Origin of the sequence: Streptomyces clavuligerus (assembly GCF_005519465.1) — a bacterium.
GTDB classification, from domain to species: domain Bacteria; phylum Actinomycetota; class Actinomycetes; order Streptomycetales; family Streptomycetaceae; genus Streptomyces; species Streptomyces clavuligerus.
This window is the reverse complement of the sequence record NZ_CP027858.1, coordinates 1,964,227-1,982,856: the sequence shown is the minus strand read 5'-3', so window position 1 is coordinate 1,982,856 and position 18,630 is coordinate 1,964,227. Positions and strand designations below refer to the sequence as shown.

General features: G+C 74.1%; 12 protein-coding genes. 6 read left to right on the top strand and 6 right to left on the bottom strand.

The annotated features are described in order from the left end of the window. Position 1: 1 nt before the first annotated feature. Positions 2–211, bottom strand: a complete 210-nt coding sequence (locus CRV15_RS07880) for a hypothetical protein (protein ID WP_230864163.1) — start codon at positions 209–211, stop codon at positions 2–4. A 119-nt stretch (positions 212–330) separates the two neighbouring features. Between CRV15_RS07880 and CRV15_RS07875 the strand changes: the two genes are divergently transcribed. After that, entirely contained in the window at positions 331–1,194 is an 864-nt protein-coding gene (locus CRV15_RS07875) for a hypothetical protein (protein ID WP_003961783.1), read from the top strand. A gap of 69 nt (positions 1,195–1,263) precedes the next feature. On the opposite strand, the gene CRV15_RS07870 is transcribed toward CRV15_RS07875, so the two are convergent. Further along, positions 1,264–1,446, bottom strand: coding sequence for a DUF6104 family protein (locus CRV15_RS07870; RefSeq protein ID WP_003961784.1), 183 nt, complete (start codon positions 1,444–1,446; stop codon positions 1,264–1,266). A gap of 193 nt (positions 1,447–1,639) precedes the next feature. Here CRV15_RS07870 and CRV15_RS07865 point away from each other — a divergent pair, with 193 nt between their 5' ends. The 4 genes from CRV15_RS07865 to CRV15_RS07850 all read left to right on the top strand — a co-directional run bounded on the left by CRV15_RS07865 (position 1,640) and on the right by CRV15_RS07850 (position 8,782). Further along, complete coding sequence (locus tag CRV15_RS07865) at positions 1,640–2,104, top strand: CU044_2847 family protein (protein ID WP_003961785.1); 465 nt, start codon at positions 1,640–1,642, stop codon at positions 2,102–2,104. Beyond that, positions 2,101–4,122 (top strand): VMAP-C domain-containing protein, encoded by a 2,022-nt coding sequence (locus tag CRV15_RS07860; RefSeq protein ID WP_003961786.1) that lies wholly within the window; start codon positions 2,101–2,103, stop codon positions 4,120–4,122. The genes CRV15_RS07865 and CRV15_RS07860 overlap by 4 nt, the downstream gene beginning before the upstream one ends. Positions 4,123–4,252: 130 nt before the next feature. Then, positions 4,253–5,311 carry an AAA family ATPase gene (locus tag CRV15_RS07855; protein WP_003961787.1) on the top strand — a complete coding sequence of 353 codons (1,059 nt, stop codon included), beginning with the start codon at positions 4,253–4,255 and terminating at the stop codon, positions 5,309–5,311. Positions 5,312–5,314: 3 nt separating this feature from the next. Next, entirely contained in the window at positions 5,315–8,782 is a 3,468-nt protein-coding gene (locus tag CRV15_RS07850; RefSeq protein ID WP_009997502.1) for an SAV_2336 N-terminal domain-related protein, read from the top strand. 97 nt (positions 8,783–8,879) lie between these two features. Here CRV15_RS07850 and CRV15_RS07845 read toward each other — a convergent pair whose 3' ends face one another. The 4 genes from CRV15_RS07845 to CRV15_RS07825 form a co-directional block, all read right to left on the bottom strand. After that, complete coding sequence (locus CRV15_RS07845; protein WP_009997504.1) at positions 8,880–12,743, bottom strand: multifunctional oxoglutarate decarboxylase/oxoglutarate dehydrogenase thiamine pyrophosphate-binding subunit/dihydrolipoyllysine-residue succinyltransferase subunit; 3,864 nt, start codon at positions 12,741–12,743, stop codon at positions 8,880–8,882. Between the two features lie 277 nt (positions 12,744–13,020). Further along, positions 13,021–14,115, bottom strand: a complete 1,095-nt coding sequence (locus CRV15_RS07835; RefSeq protein WP_003959165.1) for a HAMP domain-containing sensor histidine kinase — start codon at positions 14,113–14,115, stop codon at positions 13,021–13,023. Next, entirely contained in the window at positions 14,112–14,849 is a 738-nt protein-coding gene (locus tag CRV15_RS07830; protein WP_003959164.1) for a response regulator transcription factor, read from the bottom strand. Before CRV15_RS07830 ends, CRV15_RS07835 begins: the two co-directional genes overlap by 4 nt. Before the next feature lie 89 nt (positions 14,850–14,938). Then, positions 14,939–15,637, bottom strand: coding sequence for a spermidine synthase family protein (locus tag CRV15_RS07825; RefSeq protein ID WP_003959163.1), 699 nt, complete (start codon positions 15,635–15,637; stop codon positions 14,939–14,941). Between the two features lie 439 nt (positions 15,638–16,076). On the opposite strand from CRV15_RS07825, the gene lon reads away from it, so the two are divergent. Then, on the top strand, positions 16,077–18,494 hold the full coding sequence (gene lon, locus CRV15_RS07820; RefSeq protein WP_003961791.1) for an endopeptidase La: 2,418 nt from the start codon (positions 16,077–16,079) through the stop codon (positions 18,492–18,494). Positions 18,495–18,630: the final 136 nt, after the last annotated feature.

Sequence of the window (18,630 nt, the reverse complement as noted above, 5' to 3'; positions counted from 1 at the left end):
CTCAGAGCACCTTTCCGGTGGGGCCGACGGGGCCGGTGGGGCCCCCGGCTCCGGAGATCCCCAGCCGGGTGGGCCCCTCGTCCGTGCCCGGCACCTGCGCGGTGCTCCCGGCGGCCCCGGCGCTGCCGGAGATCCGTCCCCGCCGGGTCCGTACCGGTTCCTCGGAGGTGAGCCGCGTGGGCCCGGTGATCCCCCGCGTCGACTCTGCCATGGCGCTGCCCTTCCAGCCGGACGGGTCGGAGTCCGAAGACACGACGCAACATATCGCGTCTCTCTTCGATACGATATATCGCGACTACATGGTGTCAAGGGGCAGAAGCGACCGGTCGCATGACCATAACCAGTCATAACGGGGCAAACTGCCCTAGCGTAAGGGGTGTGAGTTCCCAGAACGCGACATCCGTGGGCGCGCTGCTGCTCAGCCGCGCCGAGCCGGCCGCCGTGCGGCCCGTGGCCCAGCTCCTGCGCGAGCGGCAGCTCCTGGCCCCGGCGGGCGAGGGCTGGAGTGTGCTGATCCCCGAGGGAAAGCCCTGGCGGGACGGTCAGGAACCGGTGGAACGGGTGCTCGGCGGCTGGGCCTCGGCCCTCTCGGTCGCCACCAACCGGCCCGCGCTCGCCCTGTGGTGGGACGGCGAGCGCTCCGGATTCCTGCTCGCCTCGGGGTTCCGCAGGCCCGTGGGGTACGTCTGGCTCGCCGACGGGACCCCGGCCGGTGAGGACGAGGCGGTCCACACCTTCGCCGCCCGTCTCGGGCTCGACCCCGTCCTCGATGTGCAGACGCTGGAACCGCTCACCCGGCCCGACCGCGCGGCCGACGCCCGCGCCCGCCTCCTCGGCCTGATCGCGGTGCTCGCCAGGACGGGGCTGCGGCTCCCCGCCGGACTCACCCCCGGTGAGAGCGGCGACCGGCTGCGGGCCGCCGCCCGGGGCTCCGGAGCCGAGTCCGTCGAGTGGGCGGGCTGGCGCGACGCCGTACGGGCGGAGCTGCACGCGGTGGAGGAAGGGCTCGACCACTGGCTGCGCGCCCGGGAGTCCGGGCGGGCCCGGGCCATCGGCGCGGCCCAGCTCGTGGCGGGGGTGCCGGTGACCCTCTACGGGGTACGGCGGCGCAGCCCCGGCTGGATCGCCGCGGGCGCGGTCCTGCTGCTGAACGGGGGCCTCGCACTCGGGGCGCGGCCGCGCCGCGCACGGTAGCGGGGGCCCCGGCCGCCGCAGCCGCCGTCACGGCGGCGCCCCGCACGGCCGGTGCGGGCCGCTCCCGCCCTACTCGTCCTCGTCCTCGTCGTCCAGCCGGGCCAGCCAGGTCGCCAGCCGCTCCACCGGGACCTCGAAGTCGGGGTTGAGATCGACGAAGGTCCGCAACTGCTCGGCCAGCCACTCGAAGGTGACCTCCTCCTCGCCGCGCCGCTTCTCCAGCTCCTCGATGCCGCGATCGGTGAAGTACAAGACATGCTCCCGGGACGGATGGGGGACTACCCCCTCAGCCTACGGTCCCCGGGGCCCGCCCCGGTCCCCGGAGGGCACTCGTCCGCCGTCCTCCCCGGTGATTCCCCCGTTCCCTCCCTCCGATCCGTTCACCGGACGCCTGGCTGCGGTACATACCAGGGGAGTTCTCCGTCGAGCAGCGGGGGGATCGCCCATGAGCGGACACGTCCAGCGGATCGAACTTCCCGGGGGTGCCGTGGTGCACGCCCGGCTCTCGGCCCCGGGCGGTGGATACGGCGAGGACGAGGAGGACGTGGGTTTCGTCGAGAGCGCCACCGCCCGGGTCCGGCAGCTGGAGCAGCTGATCGCGGGGGTGGGCTCCTCCGTGCTCGCCGCCGCGTCCGCGGCCCGGCCGGACGAGGCCGCCGTCTCGTTCGGGATCGAGCTGACGGCCAAGTCCGGGGTCGCGCTGGCCGTGCTGGCCGCGGGGGAGGCGAAGGCGTCCGTGCAGGTCACCCTGGTGTGGTACCGGGGCGAGCAGAACCGGCCCGAGGGCCTGGACGACAGTCCGGCGGGAGCCCCGTCCGACGCCCGGTCCGGCCCGTCCGGTACCCCGGCCGCTCCCGATACCCCGTCCGGTGCCCCGGCCGCCGCCCCCGAGGGCGACCCGCGGTCATGAGCGACGCCGATCCGGTCATCGACGCCCTCGCCCGCGCCGCCACCGTCTACTTCCACGCCCTGGACGCCACCCCAGGAGCGGAGGGCTCCGCGCTCTGGGGCACCGGCTTCTTCATCGCCCCCGGGCTGGTGCTGACCTGCGCCCATGTCCTCGCTCCCGCGTTGCGCGGCGACCGGGACCGGATCTTCGGGGTGTGCGGCGGCGAGGTCGCGGGCGGCGAGCCGCTGCCCGCCCGCCTGGAGCGCTGGCTCCTCGACGGCGAACCCCGGCCCGAGCAGCGCGTCCCCGTCGCCCAGGACCTCGCCCTGGTCCGGGTCCTCGAACCCGGTGTCGAACACGAGTGCGTCTGGCTCACCGACCGCACCGACCACCCCGGCGGCCGGGGCGTCGTCCAGGGCTACCGCCCCGGGGAAGGGGGCCGCGCCGTCCGCTGGAAGGCCACCGCCCGGATCAACGGCTTCGACGACGACTACGGACTGCGCTTCCGCCCCGAGGCCGAGTTCCCCAAGGGCGGCTCCGGCTCCCCCGTGCTCGACGCCCACACCGGCGCCGTCACCGGCGTCCTCAAGTCCCGGCGCGCGGGCCGCGACGGCGGCACGGCCATCGCGGTCACCGCCCTGCGCCGCTTCGGCCCCGCGTACCAGCCGCTGATCGCGGACCACGACCACTGGCATGGGCAGTCGCCGAAGACGACCGGCCACAACTGGGTCGAGCGCCAGCACCAGCTCCCCGGCGCGGGGGTGCACACCGGCGGCGACCAGTGGGGCCCCCGCGACCGCCGGGAGGCGCTCGGGCTGCTCGCCTCCGTACCGCCGCCCGACGGCATCCGGCCCGTCGTCGAACTGGTCCGCAAGGCCCGGGGCGGGGTCGCCGCACCTCCCGGACAGCTGCTGCCCCACTCCTGGCGCGACGGCCACGGACTGCTCTACGAGGCCGGGCAGCCCGTCGCCGCCATCGCCGCGCTGCACTACCTCCAGCTCGTCGTGGAGTACGAGCGCGTCCGCGGCGGGGACGCCTCCGCGCTCGCCGACTGGGTCGCCCTCCGCCTCCAGGACGTCCCCCGGATCGTGCACACCGTCGTCACCCAGGCGAGCCTGCCGCCCGGCCTCGCCCCGCCCCCCGTGACGGCGGGAAGCGCCCCCGCCGTGGTCCGCTACCCCCGGGCGGGCGACGGCACCGGCGTCGTCATCGTCGAACTGGAGCCGGTGCTCGGCCCGTTCCGCGCCGGACCCGCGGGCACCGCCCCCGGCAGCCGCTTCTACTGGCGCATCCGCGTCGACGACGGCTTCGACCTCAACGAGCCCCTGCACGAGGACCAGACCGGTGACGGCGTCCCGCCCGAGGAACTCGTCCACACCCTGCGGGCCCCCCTCGCGGAGGTCTTCGCCACCCTCGACGCCCCCGGGGCCCCCGCCCCGCTGGAGGTCGCCCTCCCCGCCGACCACTTCGACACCGCCGTACACCGCTGGCAGCTCACCGAGATGGCCCGGCTGCACCAACCGGCGTATGTCGGGGTACGGCGGATGGTGGTGCTGCGGGACCTCGGCAGACGAGGCGAACCGGACCCCGTCTGGCTCCGCCGGTGGCGGGCGATGGAGCGCGCGGGAGCACCCGTCGCCGTCCGCACGCCCCCGCCCCGGCAGCTCCCCAGACCCCGCCACTTCGAGGAGATGGGCGCGTCCGCCGTGCCCGTGCTCTGCCGCCCCGCGAGCAGCGGCGCGGGCCGCCGCGCCATCGGCATGGCGCTCGCCGCCGGGCACGGCATCGCCCTCTGGCACACCGACGGCCACCCCGACCTCGGCTGCGGCGACTTCTGCGACCGGCTCCACGAGGGAGCCGCCCTCCTCCTGGAACAGAGCACCGCCCCCGTCGAACTTCCCGACCGGCTCAGACGTATCAGGGACGACATCAGCGGAACCCGCGACACCGGCCACTGGGCCGAGTCGGTGGCCCTCCTCTACGACGACCCGGGGCGCCCGCTGCCCCTCGACGACAGCGGACCGGTCGACTCCCCATGAGGGCGCCGTGCGGTCCCGGTGAGGAGAGCCTCAAGAGATCGCCGCCGTCTGCCATGGGAGGGCGGAGGTGTGGGTACATAAACGGCGTTGCCCGCGACCGGTTTCCCGACCCGTCACTGAGGAGCGAGCGATGGACGACTGGCTGATCTACCGCGGCGTCGGCGCGCCGGACCACCGGCGGATACGCTCCCTGCCCCCGCCCCCGCCCTGGCGTGCCTTCACCGGGGAGCCGCTGCCCGGCCCCGTCCCCCCGATCGACGCCGCCTCGCTGCGGCGCCTCGGCACCCGGGTGGGCGCACCGCCCGCCCAGGACTCCCGCGCCCTGGAGCTGATCAACGCGGCGCTCTATCTGCGCCGCCCCCTCCTCGTCACCGGCGAACCGGGCTCCGGGAAATCCACCCTCGCCCACTCCATCGCCTATGAACTGGGGCTCGGGCGGGTCCTCCAGTGGCCCGTCGTCTCCCGCACCGAACTGCGGGACGGCCTCTACACCTACGACGCCATCGGCCGCCTCCAGGACGCCCAGCTCGCCGAACGCGAGGAGCCGGGGGAGGAGCCGGGGGAGGAGCCGGAAGAGGGGGCGACCGGGCGGCGCGGGCCCGACGACATCGGCCGCTACATCCGCCTCGGCCCCCTGGGCACCGCGCTGCTCCCCACCGAACTCCCCCGGGTCCTGCTCATCGACGAACTCGACAAGAGCGACATCGACCTCCCCAACGACCTCCTCAACGTGGTCGAGGAGGGCGAGTTCGCCCTGCCCGAACTGGAACGGACGGCGGACCGGCCCGGACGGTACGAGGTCCGCGTCCTCACCGACGACGGCCGCCGGGTCCCGGTGCGCGGCGGCCGGGTCCGCTGCCACGCCTTCCCCTTCGTCCTGATGACCAGCAACGGCGAACGCGACTTCCCCGCCCCGCTGCTCCGCCGCTGTATCCACCTCCACCTCGACCCGCCCCGCGACGAACGGCTCGCCGCCATGGTGCAGGCCCACTTCGGCACCGGCGCCGACGAACACAACCTCGATCTGATCGGCCGCTTCACCAGCGAGGACGGCGACGGCGAACTCCGCCCCACCGACCAGCTCCTCAACGCGATCTATCTGACCCAGCACACCGCGCGCACGGAGCCCGGACGGCGCGAGGAGATCGCCGGACTGCTGATGCGGCCCCTCGACACCCGCAGGCGCTGACCCATGGACCCACGACCCCGCGCCCGGCCCGGCCGCCGCTCCCCGCCCCGCCCCGGCCCGGCCGCCCCCGGCGACGGCCCGGACCACGAGCGGCACGAGGAGCCCGGCGCGCCCGCGCCCCCGCTCGTCGCCCTCGTCCGCCGGATGCGCGCCGCCGGTCTCGACCCCACCCCCGAGGAGCTGGCCGACGCCCTCTGGCTGGCCCGGCACGTCCCCGCGACCCCGCCCCCCGGCGCCCGGCCCGGCCCCGCCCCCGCCGCACCGCCCGGCGAGGAGGAGACCCCCGACCCGGTACGCGACCCCGCCCCCGCAGACGACCCCGCGTTCCCCGCCGCCCTGCGGCCCGCCCCCGTGCACCGCTCACCCGTCGAGCTGTACGCGCCCGGCCGCCCGGGACCCGGCACCGGCGGCGCCCCGCCCGGCGCGGTCATGCGGCGGATCAGGGTCCCCGCCCCCACCGCCCTCCCCGACGCCCGCGCCCTCGAACGCTCCCTGCGCCCCCTCCAGCGCTACCGGCCGCCGCTGCGCCCCGTCCGCCGCGAACTCGACGAGACCGCCACCGCCGACCGCGCCGCCGACACCGGGCTCGTGCTGCCCGTCCTGACCACCCGGCGCCGCCGCGAGGCCCGGCTCGCCCTCGTCATGGACGAGTCCAGCTCCACCGTCGTCTGGCAGGACGTCCTGGAGGAGCTGCGGCAGATCGGCGAGCGCGCCGGCGCCTTCCGCGAGGTCGCCGTCCACCGCATCGGCGACGGCACACCCCCCGGGGGACCGCCCGGCATCGGCGACCCCACCGGCCGCCGGCTCACCGTCGTCCTCAGCGACTGCGCCGGACCGCTCTGGCGCAGCGGCCGGATGCAGCGCCTCCTGTACACCTGGGCCGCCACCGCGCCCGTCGCCGTCGTCCAGCCGCTGCCCCAGCGGATGTGGGGCCGCACCCATCTGCCCGCGCTCCCCGGGGTGCTGCACCGCCGTGAGGGCCCCGCCGGACGGCTGGAGTTCGCCCCCCGGGACGGCACCGCCGCCCCCCGGGGCATCCCCGTGCCCGTGCTCGCCCTGCGCCGCTCCTCGTTCGAGGCGTGGACCCGGCTGATCGCGGGCGGCACCGGACAGAGCGTCGGCGCCGCCGCCGGGATCGTGCACCGCCGCCACCGGCCCGCCCCCGGCCGCGCCCGCGCCGCCCAGCGCCTCGACGCCGCCGAACGCGTCCGTCGCTTCCGCAGGACCGCGTCGCCCGCCGCCGCCCAGCTCGCCGTGCATCTGTCCGCCGTCCCGCTGATGCTCCCCGTCATGCAGCTCGTCCAGCGCGCCACCCTGATGCGCAGCGGCCCCGACGTCCTCGCCGAGGTCCTGCTCAGCGGATTGCTGCGGCGCGACCCGAGCGGCCCCGGCGCCGACGACGGCGGCCCGTCCTACGTCTTCCTCGACGGGGTGCGCGAGGAACTGCTCGCCCGGCTCGGCACCGGCTCCGCCGCCCTCGTCCTCAAACACTGCTCCGAGTACGTCGAATCCCGCTACGGCCGCACCGTGCGCAACTTCCCCGCCATGGCCGCCGCCTTCCTCACCGGGTCCGTCGACCCCAGCCCCCAGCCCCTCGCGCCGGTCGGCCCCGAGGACCGGGGGCCGCTCTCCTTCGCCCAGATCTCCACCCAGGTACTGCGCCGCTTCGGCGCCGACCGGACCGCCATGCTCCCCGGGCGGCTGCACCGCGAGGGCACCGCCGGGCTGCTGGCCCGCGCGCACGCCTGTCTCGCCCACTACGCCGAGCACGGCACCGTACGCGACCTCGACACCGCCATCGCCCTCCTCGCCTCCGCCACCCAGGCGGAGAGCTGGACGAGCCGCACCACCGAACGCGCCGGGCTCTACGAGGAACTCGCCGACGCCCTGCTCCGCCGCTGGCTGGTCCGCCCCCTGCCGGAGGACCTGCCCGAAGCCCTCGACGCCGCCCAGACCGCCATCGCGGGCGGGCCCCCGCGGGCCCATCTCACCCTCGCCCGCGTCCTGGAGGCCATGGCCGACGAGGTCGCGTCCGGACGGCTGCCCGCCAAGCTCGTCCCCGAGTGGGCCTGGGTCCAGGCCGGGGACGAACCCGAGCCCGTGGCCGCCGTCCTGCTCACCGCCGCCGACAGCAGCCTCGCCGAGCTGACCGACGCCGTCCCCCGGAGCCGGTCCGCCCCCACCGCCCTGCGCGAACAGGCCGCGTCCGCCCGTATCCGGGTGCTGCGGCGGCTCGCCGTCCTCGGCGCGCCCTACGCCCTGAGCGGCCCCGCCGACCCCGGGGACTGGTTCACCGCCACCCTGGACACCGCCATCGCCGTGGTCCATCTGCTGATGGCGGAGGCCGTCCCGGACGCGCTGGCCGAGCTGCGCACCGACGAGCGCCATGAGTCGGCCCTGCTGGCCCGCGGCGGGCTGCTGCTCGAACTGGCCCGCCACCACCGGGGCGAGGGACCGGTGCGGCCCCGGGTCGTGGACCTGGCCGCGTCCCGCGCGTACGCGGAGAGCGCGGGCCACGATCTGCACACCGGCATCGACGGCATCGACTGGGACGCCGTCGGCCCCGCCGAGCTGTGCCGGGTCTGGCTCGACTACGCCGACGCCATCGAGTTCGCCGACGAACACCCCGACGACGACACCAGGCTGCGCATCCTCCAGGCGCTGGACCAGGCGCGGCGCAACGCGGGCCGGGACGAGGAGACCCAGGCCCACATCCTGCTGCGAATGGCCTCCCTGCTGGAGCAGCGGTACCTCACCACCGGGGGCTGGGCCCACCGCGACTCGGCGATCGCGGCCTGGACCGAGGCCCTGCCGCTGCTGTCCTGGTCCGACCCCGGGCGCACCGGGGTGCTCACCTCGCTCGGCCGCCAGCTCACCGAACGGGGCGTGGACAAGGAGAACCCGTCCGACGTCCACGCGGCGGTACGGGCCCTGCGCGGCGCGATCGAGGAGACCCCGCCCGCCGACCCCGAGCTGCCGCGCCGCCGGGCGCTGCTCGGACACGCCTGCATCGAGCGGTTCCGGGCCGACGGCTCCCTCGCCGACCTCCATGAGGCCGAGTGGGCGCTGGGCGCGGCGGCCCGCGAGGCGGCCGACCCGGAGCTGACCGCGTACGCCTGGTGGTACCGCGCGCTGGCCTCGGCCCTGCTGGCCCGGCGCACCGGATCACCGGCCCGGCTGCGGGCCGCGGCGGTCTACTACCAGCGGGCCGGACAGGGCCCCGACGGACTGCTGGAAGGCGCGGTCACCGCCCAGTGGGCCCGCGCGGGCAGGCTGGAGCGCACGGCCGGTCCCGAACGGGCCCTGGAGGAGCACCGCGCGGTGCTGGGGCTGCTCTCCTCGGCCCGCTCCCGCCCGGCGGAGCTGATCCGCCAGGAGATCCGGCGGCTGGAGGACCCGGGCGGGGAACCCCGCCGCGAGGAGGACCCGGAGCAGGGCCCCCCGGGCCCCCGGGACCGCCACGGCCGCTGACGACCCCCGGGTACACCCCCGAACCCGGGAACGCCGGAGGGCCGGCACCCCCATGGGTACCGGCCCTCCGGTCCGCCGCGGCGGACCACAGCGCGGATCAGGCGTCGAAGACCTCGTTGACGAGCTGCTCCTGCTCCTGCTCATGACGCTTCTTGGAGCCCACCGCCGGGGACGAGCCGTGCGGACGGGAGATCCGCCGCAGCCGCTCGCCGTGCGGGACGTCCGCGCCGACGGCCAGGTCCAGGTGGTCGATCAGGTTGAGCGCGATGAACGGCCAGGCACCCTGGTTCGCCGGCTCCTCCTGGGCCCAGATGTACTTCTCCGCGTTCGGGAACTTGGCGATCTCGGCCTGGAGCTCGGCACCCGGCAGCGGGTACAGCCGCTCCAGCCGGATGATCGCGGTGTCCTGCGTACCGCGCTTCTTCCGCTCCGCGTCGAGGTCGTAGTAGACCTTGCCGGAGGTGAAGACGACCTTGCGCACGCCCGCCGGGTCCACCGTGCCCGCGTCGACGCCGGTGTCCCCGATCACCGGGCGGAAGCCGCCGGTCAGGAACTCCTCCGTCTTCGACTGCGCCGCCTTCAGCCGGAGCATCGACTTCGGGGTGAAGACGATCAGCGGCTTGTGGTGCGGGTTGTGCACCTGCCAGCGCAGCAGATGGAAGTAGTTCGACGGCAGCGTCGGCATCGCGACCGTCATGTTGTTCTGCGCGCAGAGCTGGAGGAAGCGCTCCGGGCGGGCCGAGGAGTGGTCCGGGCCCTGGCCCTCGTAGCCGTGCGGCAGCAGCAGCGTCACACCGGAGTGCTGGCCCCACTTCTGCTCGGCCGAGGAGATGAACTCGTCGACGACGGTCTGGGCGCCGTTGACGAAGTCACCGAACTGGGCCTCCCACACGACCAGCGCGTCCGGGCGGGCCAGCGAGTAGCCGTACTCGAAGCCCATCGCCGCGTACTCGCTGAGCAGCGAGTCGTACACGTTGTAACGGGCCTGCTCCTCGGTGAGGTAGAGCAGCGGGGTGTAGTCCTCGCCGGTCTCCTGGTCGACGAGGACCGCGTGGCGCTGGCCGAAGGTGCCGCGGCGGGTGTCCTGGCCGGAGAGGCGCACCGGGGTGCCCTCCATCAGCAGCGAGCCGATGGCCAGGGTCTCGCCCATGCCCCAGTCGATCGTGCCGTCCTCGACGGAGGAGGCGCGCCGCTGGAGCTGCGGCAGCAGCCGCGGGTGGACGGCGACGTTGTCCGGGATGTTCACCTGGGACTCGGCGATCCGCTTGACGATCTCCTGGGAGACCGCCGTGGTCACCGCCACGGGGAACTCGGCCTGCGGGTCGGGGACCTGCGCCGGGGCGGGCAGGCTGGTGGCCTCGCGGACCTCGGCGAAGACCTTCTCCAACTGGCCCTGGAAGTCCTGGAGGGCCTGCTCGGCCTCCTCCAGCGTGATGTCCCCCCGGCCGATCAGCGACTCGGTGTACAGCTTGCGCACCGAACGCTTCTTGTCGATCAGGTTGTACATCTGCGGGTTGGTGAACTGCGGGTTGTCGCCCTCGTTGTGACCGCGGCGGCGGTAGCAGATGAGGTCGATCACCACGTCCTTGTTGAACGTCTGGCGGAACTCGAAGGCGAGCCGCGCCACCCGGACGCACGCCTCCGGGTCGTCGCCGTTGACGTGGAAGATCGGCGCCTCGATCATGCGGGCCACGTCGGTGGCGTACATCGAGGAGCGGGAGGACTCCGGGGCGGCGGTGAAGCCGACCTGGTTGTTGATGACGACATGGACGGTGCCGCCGGTGCGGTAGCCGCGGAGCTGCGACATGTTCAGCGTCTCGGCGACCACGCCCTGGCCCGCGAAGGCCGCGTCGCCGTGGAGGGCGACCGGCAGCACGGTGAAGTCCGTGCCGCCCTTGTTGATGACGTCCTGCTTGGCGCGGACGACACCCTCCAGGACCGGGTCGACGGCCTCCAGGTGGGAGGGGTTGGCGACCAGGGAGACCTTGATCTGCTCACCGTCGAGACCGGTGAAGGTCCCCTCGGCGCCCAGGTGGTACTTGACGTCACCGGAGCCGTGCATCGACTTCGGGTCGAGGTTGCCCTCGAACTCCCGGAAGATCTGCGCGTACGACTTGCCGACGATGTTGGCGAGGACGTTCAGCCGGCCGCGGTGGGCCATGCCGATGACGACCTCGTCGAGGCGGGACTCGGCCGCCGAGTCGATGACCGCGTCCAGCAGCGGGATGACGGACTCGCCGCCCTCCAGCGAGAACCGCTTCTGACCGACGTACTTCGTCTGGAGGAAGGTCTCGAACGCCTCGGCCGCGTTGAGCCGGCGCAGGATGCGCAACTGCTCCTCGCGCTCCGGCTTGGCGTGCGGGCGCTCCACCCGGTCCTGGATCCACTTGCGCTGCTTGGGGTCCTGGATGTGCATGAACTCGATGCCGGTGGTGCGGCAGTACGAGTCCCGCAGCACGCCGAGGACGTCGCGCAGCTTCATCAGGGACTTGCCCGCGAAGCCGCCGACCGCGAACTCGCGCTCCAGGTCCCACAGGGTGAGGCCGTGCTCGGTGATGTCCAGGTCGGGGTGCTTGCGCTGGCGGTACTCCAGCGGGTCGGTGTCGGCCATGACATGGCCGCGGACCCGGTAGGAGTGGATCAGCTCGAAGACCCGGGCGGCCTTGGTGACGTCGTCGTCGTGGGAGGCGTCGATGTCCTTGAGCCAGCGGACCGGCTCGTACGGGATGCGCAGCGCCTCGAAGATGTCGTCGTAGAAGCCGTCCTCGCCCAGCAGCGAGTTGGCCACGACCCGCAGGAACTCGCCGGAGGCCGCGCCCTGGATGACCCGGTGGTCGTAGGTCGAGGTCAGCGTCATGACCTTGGAGATGCCCAGCTTGTTCAGGGTGTCCTGGGAGGTGCCCTGGAACTCGGCCGGGTAGTCCATGGAGCCGACGCCCATGATCACGGACTGGCCGGGCATCAGCCGCGGCACGGAGTGGACGGTGCCGAGGCCGCCGGGGTTGGTCAGGGAGACCGTGACCCCGGTGAAGTCGTCCATCGTGAGCTTGTTGCCCCGGGCGCGGCGGACGATGTCCTCGTACGCCTGCCAGAACTCGAAGAAGTTGAGCGTCTCGGCCTTCTTGATGGCCGCGACGACGAGCTGGCGGTCGCCGTTGGGCTTGACCAGGTCGATGGCGAGGCCGAAGTTCACATGCTCCGGCTTGACCAGCGTCGGCTTGCCGTCCTTCAGCGCGAAGGACCAGTTCATCGACGGCATGGCCTTGAGGGCCCGCACCATCGCGTAGCCGATGAGGTGGGTGAAGGAGACCTTCCCGCCCCGGGCGCGCTTCAGATGGTTGTTGATGACGATGCGGTTGTCGAAGAGCAGCTTCACCGGGACGGCGCGCACGGACGTGGCCGTGGGCATCTCCAGCGAGGCGTTCATGTTCTTCGCGACGGCGGCGGCCGGGCCGCGCAGGGTGATCAGCTCGGGACCCGCGGGTGCCTCGGCGGCCGGCGCGGGAGCCGCGGCCGGCTTCGGCGCGGCGACCGGGGCCGGGGCCGGGGCCGGGGCGGCGGCGGGCACGGGCTTCGGCGCTGCGGGGGCCGGAGCCGGTGCCGCAGCCACGGCCGGGGCCGCGGGGGCGGCCGGGGCGGCGGGCACGGTGGCACCGTTGGCGCTCGCCCGGGGGGCGGGAGCGGTCGGCGCGGGGGCCGCGGCGGGAGCCTCCGCGGTGGGCTCGGCCCCGGTGGCGGCGGTGTTCTGCGCGCCGGGCTTGTAGTCGGCGAAGAAGTCCCACCAGGCCCGGTCGACCGAGTTCGGGTCCTGGAGGTACTGCTGGTAGATCTCGTCGACAAGCCACTCATTGGGCCCGAAAGCGGCGGCGGGACCGGCGCCCTGCGCGCTTTCGTCGGTCGTGGGGGCACCACCCGGCCGGAGGCTGGGCGAGCTGGAGTTACTGGGGGACTGAGACGACACGGCGGCAACCGCCCTCTTCCGCTTCACAAGGTGATGGACAGCGGGAATCAAGGCTACGCCTCCCCGGCCTGGACGTGCAGACCAGACGGGTCACAGTCGCGCAAGTCACATCGAAAGACGGGTTTCACGGAGGGGAATGGCGGGAAATAAGCACGGTTTACCCGCACCGCTGGTATGGCAGCCAGCGATGGAGCTTCCGGACATGTTCACCCGCTGTTCCGGTTTTCCGCCCTCGTCCCGCACACGTAGAAGGGTTGGTTCCGATTCGAACCCTACGTCAAGGGCGGGGTGAGGGGACCCCCGGAAGAGTGACGAGGATGCGGCAGCCCCGGGCCGATTCGGCCACACCGATCCGACCGCCGTGGAGATCGACGGCCCAGCGGGCGATGGCGAGGCCGAGGCCGGTGCCCCCGTCGCCCTTGCCGGGCGCCGCGCCCCCGCCCCGGTTGAACCGCTCGAAGACCTGGCGCCGCTGCGGCTCCGGGATGCCGGGACCCTCGTCCACGACCTCCAGGTCCAGCGACTCGGGGCTCTCGCCGCGCCGGGCCCGTACCGTCACCCGGCCGTGCGGGGGCGAGTGCTTCACCGCGTTGTCGATCAGATTGGCGACGACCTGGTGCAGCCGCTCGGCGTCCGCGTGGGCGGTCAGCTCCGGCGGGGAGACGTCCAGATGCAGATGGACGTCCGTCCGCGTGTGATGCCCCGAGCCGGAGGCGAGCGCGCGCCGCCCGGCGGCGAGGTTGGCCTCCTTCAGCACCCCGGAGAGGTACGGCCACACCTCGAAGCGCCGGGCCCGCAGCGGTACGACACCGTTGTCGAGACGCGACAGGTCGAGCAGGGTCTCCACCAGCCGGCCCAGCCGCTCGGTCTGTTTCAGCGCGGTCCGCATGGTCTCCGGGTCGGCGGCGGAGACCCCGTCCACCACGTTCTCCAGGACGGCGCGGAGCGCGGCGATCGGGGTGCGCAGCTCGTGCGAGACATTGGCGACCAGCTCCTTGCGGTGCCGGTCCACCGCCTCCAGGTCGTCCGCCATGCGGTTGATCGTGCAGGCGAGGTCGCCCAGCTCGTCCCTGCGGTCCGCGCCGCGCACCCGGCGGGTGAAGTCGCCGTGCGAGATCCCCCGGGCCACGCGGTTCATCTCGTCCAGCGGCGCGGTGAGGCCGTGCGCCACGAACTGGGTGATCAGCAGGGTCGCGATCACCGAGAAGACGGTGATGAAGCGCAGCTCGGTGGAGGTCTCCAGGGCCACCAGCAGCAGCCCGGTCGTGATGAAGACCGAGACCACCACCAGCGTGCCCAGCTTGGTCTTGATGGAGATCTTGGCCTTGACCGGGCGGGGCCGCCCGGCGCCCTGGCCCCGGGGGCGGCTCACGGCGCCGGGGTCTCCAGGGCGTACCCCACCCCGTGGACGGTACGGATCCGCTCCGCGCCGATCTTGCGGCGCAGGGCCTTGATATGGCTGTCGACGGTCCGGGTGCCGGAGGCGTCCGCCCAGTCCCAGACCTCGGCGAGGAGCTGCTCGCGGGAGAGGACCGCGCGCGGGGTGTTCGCCAGACAGACCAGCAGATCGAACTCGGTGGGGGTCAGATGCACATCGTCGCCCCGGACCCGGACCCGCCGCTGGGCGTGGTCGATCTCCAGCTCGCCCAGGCGGAGGATGCCGCTGCGGGGGGTGACGGCGGCGAGCGCCGCCCGCTCCACCCGGCGCAGCAGGACATGCACCCGGGCGGCCAGCTCCCGCATCGAGAAGGGCTTGGTCATGTAGTCGTCGGCGCCCACGCCGAGGCCGACGAGCATGTCCGTCTCGTCGTCCCGGGCGGTGAGCATCAGCACCGGCACCGGGCGCTGGGCCTGTACCCGGCGGCAGACCTCCAGGCCGTCGAAGCCGGGGAGCATCACGTCGAGCACCATCAGATCGGGCTGCCATGCCTCGGCCGCGTCGACGGCGGCGGGGCCGTCGGCGGCGGTCTGCACCAGGAAGCCCTCGGCCCGCAGCCGGGCGGCGATGGCGTCGACGATGGTCGAGTCGTCCTCGACGACCAGCACCCGGCGCTGGGCTCCGGGCGTGGCCGCGACGCCGTTGTGGGTGGTGTGTGTCTGTTCCATCGCCCGCCCCTGTAAGCGCTGGGCCGCGTCGCCCGCGCATTGTCGTCCATGTGTAGCTCAGCAGCGTAAAGGCAGTTGGAGGCTCCGGGCTACGCGGGCACTACGGCGAGATGGACCACGTCAGGAACGCCTCGGGCAAGGTGGATCTCTTCCGTCCCTACCCCGTTGAATCCGGCATTCCGCAAGGTTTCTTCAAAAGCGGGGGACGGTCGCGCCGACCAGATCGCGAGCACCCCGCCCGGATTCAGCCGCCGGGCGGCGAGGGCCAGACCGGCGGGGGAGTACAGCGCCCCGTTGTCCTCGGTCACGGTCCAGTCCGGGCCGTTGTCGATGTCCAGGCAGAGGGCGTCGTAGCGGACGTCGGTGTCACGGAGATGGGTGAGGAGGTCCACGGGGAGGAGCGCCGTCCGGGGGTCGGCGAGGGCGGGGGCGGAGATCCGTCCCAGGGGGCCGTGGAGATGCCAGTCGACGATGGCCGGTTCTCGTTCCACAACGGCGATATGTCGCCAGACCGGGGAGGCGGCGGCGTGGGCGAGGGAGAAACCGGCACCGAGTCCGCCGATGAGGAGGGACGGGTCCGGGCGGGCGCCCAGGGCGCGGTGGGCCGCGTCGATCAGCAGCCGCTCGGAGCGGCCGTCCGAGGTGTCCATCAGGAAGCAGCCGTTGGCGATGATCTCGTACACCTCGCCCCGGCGGCGCAGGGCGACCTCGCCGAAGGGGCCGTCGCGGCGGTCGAGGGTCACGGGCGGTTCATGGGGTGCGCGGGGCGTGGGCGGGGTGGTGCGCATCGGGCCTCCGGTCGGCTGGCGCGGCGGACGGGCGGTCGGGCGGTTGGTTGGGCGAGGGCGGTGGGCGGTGGGCGGTGGCTCCGGCGGTCGGGCGAGGGCGGTGGACGGGCGGCGGGGGCTCCGGCGGCCGGGTGCGGGTGTTGGTGCTGGTGTCGTGGTGACGCGTGGTGACCGGGCCATCGTGGTCCGTCGCTCCCCGCCGGGCCAAGTGGTTTCCCGGGGCGTCGCCGCTTCCGCCGGCTCCGGCGGGCGGGGCGGCGTCACCCGCCGGAGCCCCGCCGTCCCCGCCGCCGCTGTGCCGTCCCCGCCGTGCCGCCGGGTGCGGCCCCGATCGCTCAGAGCGAACAGGCGGCCGGGAACATCCGGGGCTCCCCATGCATTGACCTCACATAACTGCATTGAGTCTCCATAGCTCAAGTTCACTGCCTAAGGGGAGATCATGGCTGCTGAGTCCCAGACGTTCACACCGCTCACCCTGCCCGTGCTGCCGCTCGACGACGAGGTCGTGCTGCCCGGAATGGTGGTGCCGCTGGACCTCACCGACACCGAGGTCCGCGCCGCGGTGGAGGCCGCGCAGGCCGCCGTCCGCTCCGCCGGGCCGGGCAAGCCGCGGGTGCTGCTCGTCCCCCGGGTGGACGGCCAGTACGCGGCGACCGGTGTGCTCGGGACCGTCGAGCAGGTCGGCCGGCTCTCCGACGGCGACCCCGGCGCGCTGATCCGCGGCGAGGGCCGCGTCCGCATCGGCTCGGGGACCACGGGCCCCGGCGCCGCCCTGTGGGTGGAGGGCACCCAGATCGCGGAGTCCGTCCCCGACCCGCTGCCGGGCCAGCTCGCCGAACTGGTCACCGAGTACAAGGCGCTCGCCACCGAGTGGCTCAAGAAGCGCGGTGCCTGGCAGGTCGTCGACCGGGTGCAGCAGATCGACGACCTCGCCCAGCTCGCGGACAACTCCGGCTACTCCCCCTTCCTCAGCACCGCGCAGAAGATCGAGCTGCTGGAGACCGCCGACCCGGTCGCCCGGCTGCGGCTCGCCATCTCCCAGCTCCGCGAGCACCTCGCCGAGCAGGACGTGGCGGAGTCCATCGCCAAGGACGTCCAGGAGGGCGTCGACAAGCAGCAGCGCGAGTTCCTGCTGCGGCGCCAGCTCGACGCCGTCCGCAAGGAGCTGCGCGAGCTCAACGGTGAGCAGGAGGGCGAGGAGTCCGACGACTACCGGGCCCGCGTCGAGGCCGCCGCGCTGCCGCCGAAGGTGCGCGAGGCCGCCCTCAAGGAGGTCGACAAGCTGGAGCGCGCCAGCGACCAGAACCCCGAGGCCGCCTGGATCCGCACCTGGCTGGACACCGTCCTGGAACTGCCCTGGAACGAGCGGACCGAGGACGCGTACGACATCCGGGGCGCCCGGGCCGTCCTCGACGCCGAGCACGCGGGCCTCGCGGACGTGAAGGAACGGATCACCGAATACCTGGCGGTGCGCAAGCGGCGCGCCGACCGGGGGCTCGGCGTGGTCGGCGGGCGGCGCGGGGGCGCGGTGCTCGCGCTCGTCGGCCCGCCGGGCGTGGGCAAGACCTCCCTGGGGGAGTCCGTCGCGCACGCCATGGGACGGAAGTTCGTCCGGGTCGCCCTCGGCGGCGTCCGGGACGAGGCGGAGATCCGCGGCCACCGGCGCACCTATGTCGGAGCGCTGCCGGGACGCGTCGTCCGGGCGATCAAGGAGGCGGGCTCCATGAACCCGGTGGTCCTCCTGGACGAGATCGACAAGGTCGGCTCCGACTTCCGGGGCGACCCGGCCGCCGCCCTCCTCGAAGTGCTCGACCCGGCCCAGAACCACACCTTCCGGGACCACTACCTGGAGGTCGAGCTGGATCTGAGCGATGTGGTCTTCCTGGCCACCGCCAATGTCCTGGAGGCTGTCCCCGAGGCCCTGCTCGACCGGATGGAGCTGGTCCGGCTGGACGGCTACACCGAGGACGAGAAGGTCGTCATCGCCCGGGACCACCTGCTCCCGCGCCAGTTGGAGCGGGCGGGCCTCACCCCCGGCGAGGTGGTCCTGGAGGAGTCGGCGCTGCGCCGCCTCGCCGGGGAGTACACCCGCGAGGCCGGGGTGCGGAACCTGGAGCGGGCCGTCGCCCGGCTGCTGCGCAAGGTGACGGCCCAGCACGAGCTGGGCGAGGGCGGGCTGCCCCGCGCCATCGGCGCCGGGGAGCTGCGCGCGCTGATCGGGCGCCCGCACCATGTCCCGGAGTCCGCGCAGGACCCGGCCGAGCGCCGCACCGCCGTACCCGGTGTCGCGACCGGACTCGCGGTCACCGGCGCGGGCGGCGACGTGCTCTTCGTCGAGGCGTCGCTGGCCGACCCGGAGACCGGCGCGGCGGGGCTGACCCTCACCGGCCAGCTCGGCGATGTGATGCAGGAGTCGGCGCGGATCGCGCTGAGCTATCTGCGCTCGCACGGCGCCGAGACCGAGCTGCCGGTGGCCGATCTGAAGGACCGGGGTGTGCACATCCACTTCCCGGCGGGCGCGGTGCCCAAGGACGGGCCGAGCGCGGGCATCACCATGACCACGGCGCTCGCCTCCCTGCTGTCGGGGCGGCCGGTGCGCACGGATGTGGCGATGACCGGCGAGGTCTCGCTCACCGGGCGGGTGCTCCCGATCGGCGGGGTGAAGCAGAAGCTGCTCGCCGCCCACCGCGCGGGCATCACCACCGTGGTGCTCCCCAAGCGGAACGAGGCCGACCTGGACGATGTCCCGGCGGAGATCCTGGACGTGCTGGACGTCCACCTCGTCACCGATGTCCGTCAGGTCCTGGAGCTGGCGCTCGCCCCGGGGCGGCTCCCGGCGGTGGCCACCGCGGCCTGACCCGGGTGCGGAACGGCCCGGCCCGGTGCGACCGGGCCGGGCGCCGGTCCCCGGGCGGCGCTCCCCCGCCGCCCGGGGCCCTGCCCGCGCGGGGCCTGTCCCCGCCCGGGGCCCCTTCCGTCCGGGAACTCTGTCC

Excerpts from the sequence above, each read along its gene's own strand:
- CRV15_RS07880 (WP_230864163.1), bottom strand. The coding sequence starts at position 211 with ATGGCAGAGTCGACGCGGGGGATCACCGGGCCCACGCGGCTCACCTCC.
- CRV15_RS07875 (WP_003961783.1), top strand. The coding sequence starts at position 331 with ATGACCATAACCAGTCATAACGGGGCAAACTGCCCTAGCGTAAGGGGT.
- CRV15_RS07865 (WP_003961785.1), top strand. The coding sequence starts at position 1,640 with ATGAGCGGACACGTCCAGCGGATCGAACTTCCCGGGGGTGCCGTGGTG.
- CRV15_RS07860 (WP_003961786.1), top strand. The coding sequence starts at position 2,101 with ATGAGCGACGCCGATCCGGTCATCGACGCCCTCGCCCGCGCCGCCACC.
- CRV15_RS07855 (WP_003961787.1), top strand. The coding sequence starts at position 4,253 with ATGGACGACTGGCTGATCTACCGCGGCGTCGGCGCGCCGGACCACCGG.
- CRV15_RS07850 (WP_009997502.1), top strand. The coding sequence starts at position 5,315 with ATGGACCCACGACCCCGCGCCCGGCCCGGCCGCCGCTCCCCGCCCCGC.
- CRV15_RS07830 (WP_003959164.1), bottom strand. The coding sequence starts at position 14,849 with ATGGAACAGACACACACCACCCACAACGGCGTCGCGGCCACGCCCGGA.
- CRV15_RS07825 (WP_003959163.1), bottom strand. The coding sequence starts at position 15,637 with ATGCGCACCACCCCGCCCACGCCCCGCGCACCCCATGAACCGCCCGTG.
- lon (WP_003961791.1), top strand. The coding sequence starts at position 16,077 with ATGGCTGCTGAGTCCCAGACGTTCACACCGCTCACCCTGCCCGTGCTG.